Here is a 13,269-nt window from a genome sequence, read left to right as displayed (position 1 = left end):
GGGAACCGCGGCAGACGCCGGGAAGTGGATTCTTACGCCCTCATTTTAGGTGAAAAGAGGCCGGATTGTCTATGCGTAAATCCCGCCAATCGTATCAAAACAGGTGGCGGTGAACCGCCATTTTTCAAAAAACCGATGGCGGTCAACCGCCACTTGTGCATATTATATAAATCAAAGCAACTATTTTGAGGCTTTATATATGCACAACTTCTAATCGTTCCAAATAGGGGTTGAGGTGTACTTTTCGTTCCTGATTTTTCCTTTCGCGGATGCCGAATGGCGTAAATTTCATTTTTCAGATGGGGAAAACGATATTTTTCATCAGGACAATTCGTTACCGCACACAAAAACACCCTGCCTCTCCGGAGAGAAAGCAGGGTGTCAGCCAGTATGTTAATCGTTGCGGTAAAGCAGGTACATAGTGATGCGGGATTTTGCGCCTGTCTTTTCGTACAGGGCGGAGATATGCCGTTCCACCGTCCGCTTGGACAGGAACAGGCAGTCGGCGATCTCCTGGGCGCTGCTGTCCGAAGAAATCATCTGGGAAAATACATCCCATTCCCGTTCGGTCAGCCCGTATTTTGCGATGAACGCCTCCCTGCGCTCTTCGTCCGACTTTTGGGAAGCAGGCGGCTCCTTGGGCTCCATGACGGCGTTCATGCGGGCGGTATACACGGCCATAGCAACGCTGACCGCCACGAACAGCACCAGGGCGATGACAATGGCGGCCAGGCTGTTGCCGGTGGACAGCAGCGCCACCGATCCGCTGGCGATCAGGGCGGCGCTCACGTTATTCATGGCGCGGCCCATGCCCGCCCACAGCGACGGCAGGCGCATATGCCGGGAAAGCTCCATAAAGCCCGCTGTGAAAAAGACAACGAAAAAGCCCGAGGACAGGTAAAAGACCACCAGTCCAATCAGGAACGGAGCGCCCAGGTTCAGTACCACAATGGACAGAACCGACATCATCATCACGCAGTACATGATAAGCCCCATATACTTCCGCTTTCGGATATCGAAGACAAAGCCTGCGGCGAGGCCGCTGAGCGCCAGCAGCAGGCGGGGCCACTGCCCGATATCCGTCCCGCTCGCATGACGGAGAGTCACGGCATTGTCCAGTGTGCTGAACACGCAGGCCATCAGCACTACCAGCAGCGCCAGCATAATGCCCGCCGTCCGTTTTTTCCGGGTGAGGGAAATGTCTGTTTCTGATTTTGAGGCCAAAGCCGCAGTCTCCGTCATTTCGATGCGGCTTTGGCCGGCCTGTCTCGTTCGGATGACCAGCAGGCTCAAAGCCGCCAGAAATACCGAAAGAAACGCCGCCTCCGCAACCTCCAGGTTGACAAGGTTGTTGTTTGCATACTGGAGCAGAATTCCCAGAGCGTAGGCGATCCCCGCCAGCCGTGCCAATGCATTGTCGCCGTCTATGGTGACGGAAGCCAGATAGTGGACGGCGCTGCCGAAAACGCCCAGCAGCAGGAAGAGCACCATCCCTGCCGTCATGGTCGCCGCATAGGAGATATGCTGCTGGACAATGAAGGTACAGATAATCGCACCCAGCGCCAGGATAAAGGTCAGCGCGCTTTTATAGCGCCTCCCGCCCCAGCGTTCCATGGCCGGATACAAGAAAAAGCCGACGGCGCTGGCGCCCAGCGCATAGTTCTGGGCAATGACAGTTCTCCCTTCCGTCACCGACAGAGAAATCATATTGACAAACAGATATTCCGCCCCTAAAAAGACAAAAGTAAAAATACCGATCAGCAGAATGGCGTTGACAGACGCCGGCTTTCTCAGTTCCCCTTTCATCGTACCACCCTTTCCACAGAAGCCGCTGCAGGCGTCCCGTTATTTCTCCGATTCTTCCGTCAGCTCCACTACATCCCCGATGTCACAGCGGAGCGCCCGGCAGATCCGCTCCAAAACCTCCAGGCTCACATATTCGTCCCGGTTCAGCTTTGCTATCGTAGAGGAGGACACATCTGCCAACTCTGTCAGGGCGGATTTTTTCATCTTTTTATCAATCAGCAATTTCCACAGCCGGTTGTACTGGACAGCCATACGCTTCATCTCCCGCCTTGTTTATGGAAGACAGTATAGCACAAAAATCGTGAAAAGCCAATGGATTTTATGAGATGTCACATATTTTTACGAATGTTAAGCCAAAAGAAAGCAGCCGCTCCTTTTACAGGCTCCTTTTACAGCCATAGACATTTACCGCTTTTTATTTCCAACGAGGTGAAGAAGCTAAAATACAGGGGAAAGGAGTACGATTATTTTCTGTTTACTCTGCAATGTTTATTACCTCGACACCTTTGTCATGACACAAGCAGACCTAACAAAAAAAGAGAACACCTTCTGAAATTACTTTCAAAAAGTGTTCTCTATACAGCAAGTACTGTATTGTGTTTTATCCTTACAACAATTCATTCTGCTTCACAATTCTTCAAAATTATATGAAAAATTGTTGTCAATTTGTTGTCAACTCGGATTTGAGATGCCGAAAACCCTTGATTTTACTGGATTTTTTAGTCCAGAGGCTTCATTGTCGGGAAGAGCAGTACCTCACGGATGGAGTCGTTGTTGGTGAGCATCATGACACAGCGGTCGATACCGATGCCCAGGCCGCCCGTGGGAGGCAGACCGTACTCCAGAGCAGTGATATAGTCCTCGTCCATCATGCCGGCTTCCTCGTCGCCGTTTTCACGCAGCTCCACCTGACGCTGGAAGCGCTGCTTCTGGTCGATGGGGTCGTTGAGCTCGGAGAAGGCGTTGCCCATCTCACTGCGGCAGATGAACAGCTCGAAGCGCTCGGTGAGCCGGGGATCGGCGGGAGAGCGCTTGGCCAGGGGGGACACATCCACGGGGTGCATGGTGATGAAAGTGGGCTGAATGAGCTTCTCCTCCACCTTCTGGTCGAACACCTCGTACAGGGCGTTGCCCCAGGTGGCGGGAGCGGCCTCGGGCAGCTCCACACCGATGGAGGCGGCCAGAGCCACAGCCTCAGCGTCGTCGGTGATGACCATGAAGTCCAGGCCAGTGTACTGCTTGACGGCCTCGGCCATGGTCAGACGGGGCCAGCCGGGGGTCAGGTCAATGTCGTTGCCCTGCCACTGAATCTGATAGGTGCCCAGAATCTTCTGCGCGGCAGAGCTGAGCAGGTCCTCGAACAGGTCCATCATGTCGTGGAAGTCGGCATAGGCCTGGTACAGCTCCACGGTGGTGAACTCAGGGTTGTGCTTGGTGTCCATACCCTCGTTGCGGAAGATACGGCCAATCTCGTACACACGCTCCAGACCGCCCACCACCAGGCGCTTGAGGTGCAGCTCAGTGGCAATACGCATGTACATATCAATGTCCAGGGTATTGTGGTGGGTGATGAAGGGGCGGGCGGTGGCACCGCCGGAGATGGTGTTGAGCACCGGAGTCTCCACTTCCATATAGCCCCGGTTGTCCAGAAAGTCCCGGACGTGGCGGACGAAGGCGGAACGAATCTCAAAGGTGCGGCGCACCTCGGGGTTGATAATCAGGTCCACATACCGCTGACGGCAACGGGTCTCCACGTCGGTGAGGCCGTGGAACTTCTCCGGCAGAGGCAGCAGGGACTTGGACAGCAGGGTGATGGTGTGGGCCTTGATGGAGATCTCGCCCCGCTTGGTGCGGAACACATCGCCCTCCACACCCACAATGTCGCCGATGTCATACTTCTTGAAGGCAGCCAGGGCCTCCTCGCCCACGTCGTCCACACGCACATAGAGCTGGATACGGCCGCCGCCGTCCTGGAGGTCGGCGAAAATGGCCTTGCCCATGCCGCGCTTGCTCATGAGACGTCCGGCCAGGCGCACCACCTGGCCCTCCATGGCCTCGAAGTTGTCCTTCACTTCGTTGCTGTGGTGGGTGACATCGTACTTGGTCACCTGGAAGGGGTCCTTGCCCGCTGCCTGGAGGGCAGAGAGCTTGTCCCGGCGAATTTGCAGCAGCTCAGACAGAGAGGGCTCGGCCTGGGCGTTCTGCTGGTTCTGGTTGTTGTGTTCCGACATACTTGTCTTCTCTCCTTCTATCTGTCCGTCTTCCGCTTAGCGCTGGATGCTGACGACCTTGTATTCAATGTTTCCGGCGGGGGCGTCCACAATCACGGTGTCCCCGATGCGCTTGCCCAGCAGGGCCTTGCCGAAGGGAGACTCCTCGGAGATGCGGCCATTCATGGGGTCAGCCTCCTGAGAGCCCACCACCTGGTAGGTCTCCTCCTCGTCCAGCATGGTGTCCATAACGGTGATCTTGCTGCCCAGACGCACGGTGTCGGGGTCGCTGTCGGCCTCCTCCTCGATGACGGAGCAGTTGGCCAGAATGTTCTCGATCTCGGCAATGCGGGAGTAGAGCTTACCCTGCTCGTTCTTTGCCTCGTCGTACTCGCTGTTCTCGGACAGGTCGCCGAAGGAGCGGGCCTCCTTGATCTGGTCGGCCACTTCCTTCTCACGAACGGTCTTGAGGTAGTTCAGTTCCTGCTTCAACTCTTCCAAACGCTCTGCGCTGAGCTTGTATTCCTTGGCCATGATGTTCATCCTTTCAACGATAAAAAATAGAAGCCGCAACAGATGGCAGCCCACAAAAAGTCCATTATATTATTATAGTTGTTCCTACGAATTATAGAGAGTTTCTCCCCAAATGTCAAGGGTTTTGGCAGAGGGAAATGGCTCCCTCTGCCAAATTCTCCACGCCCTCACACGCGGCTGCGCCGGACGCTGGCGGGCTTCTTTCGCCCGAACCGCAGGCACAGCAGCCCGGCCAGGGCTCCGCCGCACAGGCAGGAGGTAAGCACCACCAGCCCACGCACCTCCAGCACCTGTCCCCCGCCCCGGGCCGCACTGATAATCCACAGCAGCACCCCACAGGTCAGGCCCGCAGCCAAGCCGCCCAGCAGCTTCCGGGCTGGCCAGCGGCAGGCGCACACCAGGCCGCCCACCAGGCCGCCCAGCACACAGGCCATAGCCACCAACTGCAACTGGGCATTCTCCCGCAGCAGCCCGGAGGAAATGGCCGCTGCCCCGGCCAATAGCACCAGCAGCTCCACCACAATGGCCACCACGCTCCCCAAAGCTACGCCCAAAACCATCTGGGTCGGGCCTCCCGGTTTCACATCGTCTTTGCGCAAAAAAAGCACCCCTTTCCACATGGTTATTTCACCATATGCAAAGGGGGTGCTTCTCATGCGGACCTTACTTATCCTTCTTGTCCTTCTTCTCCTGAGCGGTGACATCCTGCTCAGCCTGGGTGCCCTTGCTGGAGATGGCCCACTTGGTAAACTCGATGCGCACACGGTCGGCGCCGGTCTCCATGACGATGGTCTCCTCCTTGATGGCACAGATGGTACCCACGATACCGCCGATGGTGGTGATCTGGTCCCCCACCTTCAGGCTGGCGCGCATGGCGGCCGCTTCCTTCTTCTTCTTGCTCTCGGGACGGATGAGCAGGAAGTAGAACACGGCGATCATGATGAGGATCATAAGAACGCTAGACATTGCTTCGGCAGGCATACAACGATTCTCCTTCTATGTGTGGATTGTAAAAAGATACATCACGTGTCATTATACCCGGATTATCCCTGAAACACAAGCCCTATTTTCCGCTCCAGACGTCAGGGCATCCGCTGAGCCAGTTTCTCCGAGTATTCCGCCCGGAACTGCTGGAAGGTGCCCTCGTCCAGGGCCTGACGGATGCGCTCCATGAGCTTATTGTAGAAGTACAGGTTGTGCATGACAGCCAGGCGCAGCCCCAGCATCTCCCCGGCAGTAAACAGGTGGCGCACATAGGCCCGAGAGAAGTTGCGGCACACAGGGCAGTCACACTCGGGGTCGATGGGTAACTCGTCGGTCTTATACCGCTCATTTTTCATGTTCATCCACCCGCTCCAGGTAAACAGCTTGCCGTGGCGGGCATTGCGGGCGGGCATGACGCAGTCGAAGAAATCCACGCCCCGGGCCACCGCCTCGATGATGTTAGAGGGGGTGCCCACCCCCATGAGGTAGCGGGGCTTGTCCTGGGGCATATAGGGCTCCACGGCGTCGATGATGTCGTACATCACTTGGGTGGGCTCACCCACCGCCAGGCCGCCGATGGCGTAGCCGTCGCACTCCACCTTGGCCGTCTCCTGCATGTGCCAGATGCGCAAATCCGGGAAGGTGGCTCCCTGGTTGATGCCAAAGAGCATCTGGCCGGGGTTGACGCAGTCGGGCTGGGCGTTGAGCTTGTCGTGCTCGTCCTTGCACCGCTTCAGCCACCGCAGGGTGCGCTCACAGGAGGCCTTGGCATACTCATAGGTGGCGGGGTTCTCCACGCACTCGTCAAAGGCCATGGCAATGTCGCTGCCCAGGTTGGACTGGATGCGCATGGACTCCTCGGGGCCCATGAAGATCTTGCGCCCGTCCAGGTGGGAGGCAAAGGTCACCCCTTCTTCGGTGATCTTGCGCAGCCCGGACAGGGAGAAGACCTGGAAGCCACCGGAGTCGGTGAGCATGGGCCCGTCCCAGCGCATGAACTTGTGCAGGCCGCCCATCTGGCGCACCACGTCGTCGCCGGGCCGCAGGTGGAGGTGGTAGGTGTTGGACAGCTCCACCTGGCAGCCGATATCCTTGAGGTCAAAGGCGGACAGGCCACCCTTGATGGCCCCCTGGGTGCCCACATTCATGAACACCGGGGTCTGGACGGTGCCGTGGGGAGTGGTGAACTGGCCCCGGCGGGCCTTTCCCTCGGTTTTTAACAATTCAAACATGTGTATCTCCTTTTCGCTGCATGTCAAGAGATGAACATGGCATCTCCAAAGCTGAAGAATCGGTATCGGTTCTCCACCGCCTCCTTGTAAGCCGCCAACACATGCTCCCGGCCCGCCAGGGCGGACACCAGCATGATGAGGGTGGACTCGGGCAGGTGGAAGTTGGTGATCAGGCCGTCCAGCACCTTGAAGCGGTAGCCGGGGTAGATGAAGATGTTGGTCCACCCCGCCTTGGCCTCCATGGAGCCGTCCTCGTTGGCCCAGCTCTCAATGGTGCGGCAAGAGGTGGTGCCCACACAGATGACCCGGCCCCCGGCGGCGCGGGTGGCGTTGATGACGTCCGCCGTCTCCTGGGAGATGACGCAGTACTCCGAGTGCATCTCGTGGTCGGTGACCTCCTCCGCCTTCACCGGGCGGAAGGTGCCCAGGCCCACGTGGAGGGTGACATAACACACCTTCACCCCCATGTCCTGGACCTGCTGCAACAGCTCCGGGGTAAAGTGCAGCCCAGCGGTGGGTGCTGCGGCAGAGCCCACCACCTTGGAGTACACCGTCTGGTATCGCTCAGAGTCCTCCAATTCCTCCTTGATGTAGGGAGGCAGGGGCATTTTGCCCAGCTTCTCCAGGGTCTCCAAAAAGATGCCCTCGTAGTCGAAGCGGACCAGGCGGTTTCCGCCCTCCACTTCCCCCACCACCTCGGCGGTGAGTTCTCCGTTGCCGAAGGTGATTTTGGCCCCAGTGTGCAGCTTCTTACCCGGGCGCACCAGGCACTCCCAGACCTTCTCCCCCCGGTCAATGAGCAGCAGCACCTCACAGGCCCCGCCGGTGCTGCGGTGGCCCAGCAGACGGGCGGGCAGCACCCGGCTGTCGTTGAGCACCAGGCAGTCCCCCGCCCGCAGCAGCTTGGGCAGGTCGTAGAAGTGCATGTGCTGGGTTTGGCCCGTCACCTTGTCCAAGGTCAGCAGCCGGGAGGCGTCCCGCCGCTCCAGGGGCGTCTGGGCAATGAGTTCTTCCGGCAAATCAAAATAAAAATCAGATGTTTTCACAATTTCCCCACCGTTCTCGCCATCATTTCCCCGGCATACCTTCTTGAGCGCACACATACAATGCTCTGTCCCCTCCCCGCTTCCACCTTGGGGCGGGCCGGGGGACACGAAAAAATTTTCCTTTTTTTCGCCGGATATGGAAATGATAAATTGACACTTTAATGCGATAATGTTATGATGTCTAGTAAGTATTTCGTCGAACTCTGGGGACAGAGTCTGTTCCTCTACCTCGACGCATACGCTATTCTATTATAATACAACATCCGCCCACGTTTCAACCACTTCTTTCCCGTGGGCAGGAGGAGGTCATTTCCGTGCATGAATACAAAGTAGGTATCATCGGCGCCACCGGCATGGTGGGCCAGCGTTTCGTCACCCTGTTGGCCAACCACCCCTGGTTCCGCCTCACCGTTCTGGCCGCCAGCCCCCGCTCTGCCGGGAAGCGGTATGAGGAGGCCGTAGCGGGCCGTTGGGCCATGGACGTGCCCATTCCTGAGGTAGCAAAGGACATGGTGCTGCTCAGCGCCCAGGACGACGTGGAGACCATCGCCAGCCAGGTGGACTTTGTCTTCTCCGCTGTGGACATGTCCAAGGACGCCATCCAGGCCCTGGAGGAGGAATATGCCCGCCATGAGTGCCCGGTGGTGTCCAACAACTCCGCCCACCGCTGGACTCCCGACGTGCCCATGGTGATTCCCGAGGTCAACCCCCAGCACCTGGAGGTCATCCCCGCCCAGAAACAGCGGCTGGGCACCCAGCGTGGCTTTATCGCCGTGAAATCCAACTGCTCCATCCAGAGCTATGTCCCCGCCCTCACTCCCCTGCTGGGCTATGGCATTGAGAAGATTCTGGTGTGCACCTATCAGGCCATTTCTGGAGCCGGTAAGACCTTTGAGACCTGGCCGGAGATGGTGGATAACCTGATCCCCTACATCGGCGGCGAGGAGGAGAAGAGCGAGCAGGAGCCTCTGAAGGTGTGGGGCCGGGTGGAAAACGGGGTCATCGTCAACGCAGACGCCCCCGCCATCACCGCCCAGTGCCTGCGGGTGCCCGTGTCCAACGGCCACACCGCCGCTGTCTTTGTCACTTTTAAAAATAAGCCCACCGAGGAGCAGATGAAGGAGGCCTGGCGCACCTATCAGGGCCGGGCCCAGGAGCTGAAGCTGCCCACCGCCCCTCAGCAGTTCCTCCACTACTTTGAGGAGCCCGACCGTCCCCAGGCCAAGCTGGACCGGGAGCTGGAGGGCGGCATGGCCGTCTCCGTGGGCCGTCTGCGCCCCGACACCCAGTACGACTACAAGTTCGTCTCCCTCTCCCACAACACCCTGCGGGGCGCCGCCGGCGGCGCGGTGCTGCTGGCCGAGCTTTTGTGCGCGGAGGGGTACATTGAGCCCGTCCGCTAATCCATGAATTTGAAACAGAAAGGAAGTTGCCCTATGCGCACACCCGTGTTCACCGGTTCCTGTCCGGCGCTGGTCACCCCCTTTGACCAAAACGGCGCCATCAATTACGACGCCTTCGGCAAACTCATCGACGCGCAAATTGAAGCCGGGGTGGATGCCGTGTGCGTCTGCGGCACCACCGGCGAGTCTGCCACCATGTCCATTCGGGAGCACATCGCCGCCGTGGAGTTCTGCGTCAAGCGGGTCAATCACCGGGTCAAGGTAATTGCCGGGGCGGGCAGCAACGACACCTCCGCCGCGGTCTATCTGTCCCAGCACGCCCAGGACTCCGGAGCTGACGCCCTGCTCCACGTCACCCCCTACTACAACAAGGCCAGCCAGACCGGCCTCATCCGCCACTACGAATACATCGCCGACCGGGTGGACCTGCCCATCATCCTCTACAATGTGCCCAGCCGTACCGGCGTGTCCTTCACCGCCGAGACCTACCGTCACCTGTCCCAGAACCCCCAGTTCAACGGCGTGAAGGAGGCCTCCGGCAACTTCTCCCTGCTGGCCCACACCCGTTTCCTGTGCGGGGACGACTTCTACATCTGGTCGGGCAACGACGACCAGGTGGTGCCCATGATGGCCCTGGGGGCCAAGGGCGTCATCTCGGTGGCCTCCAACCTCATCCCCGAGGTGATGGTGAAGATGACCAAGCTGTGCCTGGACAACGACTTCGAGGCCGCCTCCAAGCTGCAAATCAAGTACATGGACCTCATGGACGCCCTGTTCCTGGAGGTCAACCCCATTCCCATCAAGGCCGCTTTGAACCTGGTGGGCATGGAGGCCGGCCAGCTGCGCCTGCCCCTGTGCGAGATGTCCGAGAAGAACCTGGAGACGCTGCGCAGTTCCATGGCCCGCATGGGTCTTCTGTGAGGGCCGCCCCATGCAAAAGATAATCATTTCCGGCTGCAACGGCCACATGGGCCGAGTGGTGGCCGACATCTGTGCCACCGATCCCCAGGTGGAGGTGGTGGCAGGCATCGACATTCTGGGCCAGCCCAATCCCAACTTCCCCGTGTTCTCCTCCCCCGCCGCCTGCGACGTGGAGGCGGACGCCGTCATTGACTTCTCCCACCCCTCCGCCCTGGCACCTCTGCTGGAGATGTGCCAGGTCCGGAACATGCCCGTAGTGCTGGCCACCACCGGCTATGACCAGCAGCAGCTGGAGGCCATTTCAGAGGCTGCCACCCACATCCCCGTGTTTCGCTCGGCCAACATGTCTCTGGGTGTGAATGTGCTGCTGGACCTGGTAAAAAAGGCCGCCTCGGTGCTGGGGCTGGACTATGACGTGGAGATCGTGGAGCGGCACCACCACCGGAAGGTGGACGCCCCCAGCGGCACCGCCCTGATGATCGCCGACGCCGCCGCCTCTGCCCTGCCCTACGAGCCGGAGTATGTGTACGACCGCCACAGTGTGCGCCAGCCCCGGGGACCCCACGAGATCGGCATCTCTGCCGTGCGTGGAGGCACAATCGTGGGCGACCACACGGTGATCTTCGCCGGACGGGACGAGGTCATTGAGCTCAGCCACCACGCCGCCAGCCGCGAGGTCTTCGCCAGCGGTGCGGTGCGAGCCGCCAAGTTCCTCACCGGGGTACAGGCTCCCGGCCTCTACGACATGTCCTATTTGGTATAAAAAAGTCCTCTTGGACAGCAGCTGCTGTCCAAGAGGACTTTTTTCTTATTCGGCAATCTTCACGCAGTGGAACACTTTCTTGCCCTTCTTGATGATGGCACCGTCGGCGCCGCAGTCCTGGCAGCAGAACTGAGCGTTGACGTCGGTGACCTTGGCATCGTTGACGGACACGCCGCCCTGCTGCACCAGGCGGCGGGCCTCACCCTTGGAGGGGCACAGGCCACACTTGACCAGCAGGTCCAGAAGGCCGATCTTGCCCTCACAGAAGTCGTCCTGGCACAGGGTGGTGGTGGGCATGCTGGAGCGGTCTCCGCCGCCGGCAAACAGGGCCTTGGCAGCGGCCTGAGCCTTCTCTGCCTCCTCCTTGCCGTGGACCAGAGCGGTGAGCTCGTAGGCCAGGATCTCCTTGGCCTTGTTCAACTGGCTGCCCTCCCATTGGTCCATCTCATCGATCTGCTCCAGAGGCAGGAAGGTGAGCATACGGATGCACTTGAGCACGTCGGCATCCTCCACGTTACGCCAGTACTGGTAGAAGTCGTAGGGGCTGGTCTTGTTGGGGTCCAGCCACACGGCGCCCGCGGCAGTCTTGCCCATCTTCTTGCCCTCGCTGTTGAGCAGCAGGGTGATGGTCATGGCGTGGGCGTCCTGGCCCAGCTTGCGGCGGATGAGCTCGGTGCCGCCCAGCATGTTGGACCACTGGTCGTTGCCGCCAAACTGCATGTTGCAGTTGTAGTGCTGGAACAGGTAGTAGAAGTCGTAGGACTGCATGATCATGTAGTTGAACTCCAGGAAGCTCAGGCCCTTCTCCATGCGCTGCTTGTAGCACTCGGCCCGGAGCATGTTGTTCACCGAGAAGCAGGCGCCCACTTCCCGCAGCAGCTCCACGTAGTTGAGCTCCATCAGCCAGTCGGCGTTGTTGACCATCATGGCCTTGCCCTCGCCGAACTCAATGAACCGCTCCATCTGCTTTTTGAAGCAGTCGCAGTTGTGCTGGATGGTCTCGGGGGTCATCATGGTGCGCATGTCGCTGCGGCCGGAGGGGTCGCCCACCATGCCGGTGCCGCCGCCAATGAGGGCGATGGGGCGGTTGCCCGCCATCTGCAGCCGCTTCATGAGACACAGGGCCATGAAGTGGCCCACGTGGAGGGAGTCGGCGGTGGGGTCAAAGCCGATGTAGAAGGTGGCTTTGCCGTTGTCGATCATCTCTCGAATTTCTTCCTCGTTGGTGACCTGGGCGATGAGGCCACGGGCCACCAGTTCGTCGTACAATTTCATTTGGTCTACTCCTTTGTTATGATTTTGCCGCCACGGCCTGGGCCGCCTCGGCTTTGGTCTTCCACACATTATACCCAACCACGCCGCCAATGACGATCACCGCACCCACCAGGGACACGGGACCGATGGTCTCGTGGTAAATGAGGGCCACCAAAATGGGGTTCAAGATGGGCTCGATTCCCGACACCAAGCTGGCCGTCACCGCCGAGGTGCGGGCCAGGCCCAGGGTAAGCAGGATGTAGGCCAAGGCCACCTGGAACACACCCAGCACCACCAGACTCAACAGGGTCACCGAGCTAACCCTTGTCTCCCCCATCAGCCAGGGCAATCCGATGAGGGCGCTGCCCACATTGCCCCAAAACACCGAGGAGATGGGGTCGGAGTCCGGCATATCCTGGAGGAGAAACACGCCCGCATAGCTGAACCCGGACAGCAGGGCCACCACGTTGCCCCCCATGCCCCCTGCCTGGAGGCTGTCCACGAAAAAGCACAGCACCCCCAGCACCACCACACCGCAGGCCACCAACTCGCCCTTCCGGGGCATCTTCCGCCACACCAGGGCGGTGAGCAGCAGCACGAAGATGGGGGCGGTGAATTGCAGCACAATGGCGTTGGCCGCCGTGGTCATCTTGTTGGCCAGGGTGAACAGGGTGTTGGTGCCGCAGATGGCCACAGCACCCAGCCCGATCCAGGGATTGAACCGGGGCCGATGTCCCACCCGCCACAGGTAGAGGCCGATGACCACCAGGGCGATGAAATTGCGCCCGCTGTTGATGGACATGCCGCTCCAGGGGATCACCTTGATACACACCCCACCCAAGCTGTACAGGATGGCCGCCAGAAATACCAGCACCACACCACTGCGCTCTTCCTTTTCTTTTGACAAAAAAACACCCCCTGTCCCGTAGGACAGAGGGCGTGAAACAACGCGGTACCACCTCTGTTTGCCGCTTCCTCACGAAAGTCGGCCTCAGGGAGTTTTTCTTCAAACTCCAACGCGCAATATCGGGCGCACCCGTCCGTTCCTACTTGCAGCCCCAAGGGGCCGTTTCAGAAGGCTGCTCCAAGGTGTATTCCCTCCCCGACGCTCTCTTC

The 13,269-nt window shown here is 59.3% G+C and carries 13 protein-coding genes and 1 other annotated feature (1 of these 14 running past the window's edge); of the genes, 3 read left to right on the top strand and 10 right to left on the bottom strand.

Translation table 11 applies throughout. The features are described 5' to 3' along the window. Window positions 1–393 precede the first annotated feature (393 nt). The 8 genes from B5F22_RS04650 to queA all read right to left on the bottom strand — a co-directional run bounded on the left by B5F22_RS04650 (window position 394) and on the right by queA (window position 7,812). Window positions 394–1,806 (bottom strand): helix-turn-helix transcriptional regulator, encoded by a 1,413-nt coding sequence (locus tag B5F22_RS04650; protein ID WP_087391401.1) that lies wholly within the window; start codon window positions 1,804–1,806, stop codon window positions 394–396. Between the two features lie 39 nt (window positions 1,807–1,845). Next, on the bottom strand, window positions 1,846–2,058 hold the full coding sequence (locus B5F22_RS04645; protein ID WP_071442138.1) for a helix-turn-helix transcriptional regulator: 213 nt from the start codon (window positions 2,056–2,058) through the stop codon (window positions 1,846–1,848). A 467-nt stretch (window positions 2,059–2,525) separates the two neighbouring features. Next, entirely contained in the window at window positions 2,526–4,037 is a 1,512-nt protein-coding gene (gene lysS, locus B5F22_RS04640) for a lysine--tRNA ligase (protein WP_087391398.1), read from the bottom strand. A 36-nt stretch (window positions 4,038–4,073) separates the two neighbouring features. Further along, entirely contained in the window at window positions 4,074–4,550 is a 477-nt protein-coding gene (greA, locus tag B5F22_RS04635; RefSeq protein WP_087369190.1) for a transcription elongation factor GreA, read from the bottom strand. Window positions 4,551–4,717: 167 nt separating this feature from the next. Continuing rightward, on the bottom strand, window positions 4,718–5,110 hold the full coding sequence (locus B5F22_RS04630; protein WP_158096620.1) for a TIGR04086 family membrane protein: 393 nt from the start codon (window positions 5,108–5,110) through the stop codon (window positions 4,718–4,720). A 103-nt stretch (window positions 5,111–5,213) separates the two neighbouring features. Continuing rightward, complete coding sequence (yajC, locus tag B5F22_RS04625; RefSeq protein ID WP_087369249.1) at window positions 5,214–5,516, bottom strand: preprotein translocase subunit YajC; 303 nt, start codon at window positions 5,514–5,516, stop codon at window positions 5,214–5,216. A gap of 116 nt (window positions 5,517–5,632) precedes the next feature. Further along, the gene (gene tgt, locus B5F22_RS04620; protein ID WP_087391393.1) at window positions 5,633–6,766 is read right to left on the bottom strand and encodes a tRNA guanosine(34) transglycosylase Tgt; all 1,134 of its coding nucleotides are present in this window, start codon (window positions 6,764–6,766) and stop codon (window positions 5,633–5,635) included. Window positions 6,767–6,789: 23 nt separating this feature from the next. Further along, window positions 6,790–7,812: a tRNA preQ1(34) S-adenosylmethionine ribosyltransferase-isomerase QueA gene (gene queA / locus B5F22_RS04615; protein ID WP_087391467.1), complete on the bottom strand. Its 1,023-nt coding sequence runs from the start codon at window positions 7,810–7,812 to the stop codon at window positions 6,790–6,792. A 314-nt stretch (window positions 7,813–8,126) separates the two neighbouring features. On the opposite strand from queA, the gene asd reads away from it, so the two are divergent. The 3 genes from asd to dapB are packed head-to-tail and all read left to right on the top strand — an operon-like array spanning window position 8,127 to window position 10,899. Then, window positions 8,127–9,215, top strand: a complete 1,089-nt coding sequence (gene asd / locus B5F22_RS04610) for an aspartate-semialdehyde dehydrogenase (RefSeq protein WP_087391390.1) — start codon at window positions 8,127–8,129, stop codon at window positions 9,213–9,215. 33 nt (window positions 9,216–9,248) lie between these two features. Beyond that, the gene (gene dapA, locus B5F22_RS04605) at window positions 9,249–10,136 is read left to right on the top strand and encodes a 4-hydroxy-tetrahydrodipicolinate synthase (RefSeq protein ID WP_087391386.1); all 888 of its coding nucleotides are present in this window, start codon (window positions 9,249–9,251) and stop codon (window positions 10,134–10,136) included. 10 nt (window positions 10,137–10,146) lie between these two features. Continuing rightward, window positions 10,147–10,899 carry a 4-hydroxy-tetrahydrodipicolinate reductase gene (gene dapB, locus B5F22_RS04600; protein ID WP_087391383.1) on the top strand — a complete coding sequence of 251 codons (753 nt, stop codon included), beginning with the start codon at window positions 10,147–10,149 and terminating at the stop codon, window positions 10,897–10,899. A gap of 45 nt (window positions 10,900–10,944) precedes the next feature. Here the strand turns inward: dapB and tyrS are convergent, their stop codons facing one another. Both tyrS and B5F22_RS04590 read right to left on the bottom strand, forming a co-directional pair. After that, the gene (tyrS, locus tag B5F22_RS04595; RefSeq protein WP_087391379.1) at window positions 10,945–12,174 is read right to left on the bottom strand and encodes a tyrosine--tRNA ligase; all 1,230 of its coding nucleotides are present in this window, start codon (window positions 12,172–12,174) and stop codon (window positions 10,945–10,947) included. 16 nt (window positions 12,175–12,190) lie between these two features. Next, window positions 12,191–13,060 carry an EamA family transporter gene (locus B5F22_RS04590; protein ID WP_087391376.1) on the bottom strand — a complete coding sequence of 290 codons (870 nt, stop codon included), beginning with the start codon at window positions 13,058–13,060 and terminating at the stop codon, window positions 12,191–12,193. 23 nt (window positions 13,061–13,083) lie between these two features. Then, window positions 13,084–13,269 (bottom strand) — a binding site (T-box leader); it runs 67 nt beyond the window's last position.

The organism is Pseudoflavonifractor sp. An187 (assembly GCF_002160275.1).
Lineage (GTDB): Bacteria > Bacillota > Clostridia > Oscillospirales > Oscillospiraceae > Enterenecus > Enterenecus faecium.
This window is presented reverse-complemented; position numbering and strand designations above follow the sequence as displayed.

What these genes read in the sequence shown, in the direction of transcription:
- B5F22_RS04645 (WP_071442138.1), bottom strand. Translation starts at nt 2,058, where the DNA reads ATGGCTGTCCAGTACAACCGGCTGTGGAAATTGCTGATTGATAAAAAG.
- lysS (WP_087391398.1), bottom strand. Translation starts at nt 4,037, where the DNA reads ATGTCGGAACACAACAACCAGAACCAGCAGAACGCCCAGGCCGAGCCC.
- tgt (WP_087391393.1), bottom strand. Translation starts at nt 6,766, where the DNA reads ATGTTTGAATTGTTAAAAACCGAGGGAAAGGCCCGCCGGGGCCAGTTC.
- dapB (WP_087391383.1), top strand. Translation starts at nt 10,147, where the DNA reads ATGCAAAAGATAATCATTTCCGGCTGCAACGGCCACATGGGCCGAGTG.
- B5F22_RS04630 (WP_158096620.1), bottom strand. Translation starts at nt 5,110, where the DNA reads ATGGTTTTGGGCGTAGCTTTGGGGAGCGTGGTGGCCATTGTGGTGGAG.
- B5F22_RS04650 (WP_087391401.1), bottom strand. Translation starts at nt 1,806, where the DNA reads ATGAAAGGGGAACTGAGAAAGCCGGCGTCTGTCAACGCCATTCTGCTG.
- dapA (WP_087391386.1), top strand. Translation starts at nt 9,249, where the DNA reads ATGCGCACACCCGTGTTCACCGGTTCCTGTCCGGCGCTGGTCACCCCC.
- yajC (WP_087369249.1), bottom strand. Translation starts at nt 5,516, where the DNA reads ATGTCTAGCGTTCTTATGATCCTCATCATGATCGCCGTGTTCTACTTC.
- greA (WP_087369190.1), bottom strand. Translation starts at nt 4,550, where the DNA reads ATGGCCAAGGAATACAAGCTCAGCGCAGAGCGTTTGGAAGAGTTGAAG.
- tyrS (WP_087391379.1), bottom strand. Translation starts at nt 12,174, where the DNA reads ATGAAATTGTACGACGAACTGGTGGCCCGTGGCCTCATCGCCCAGGTC.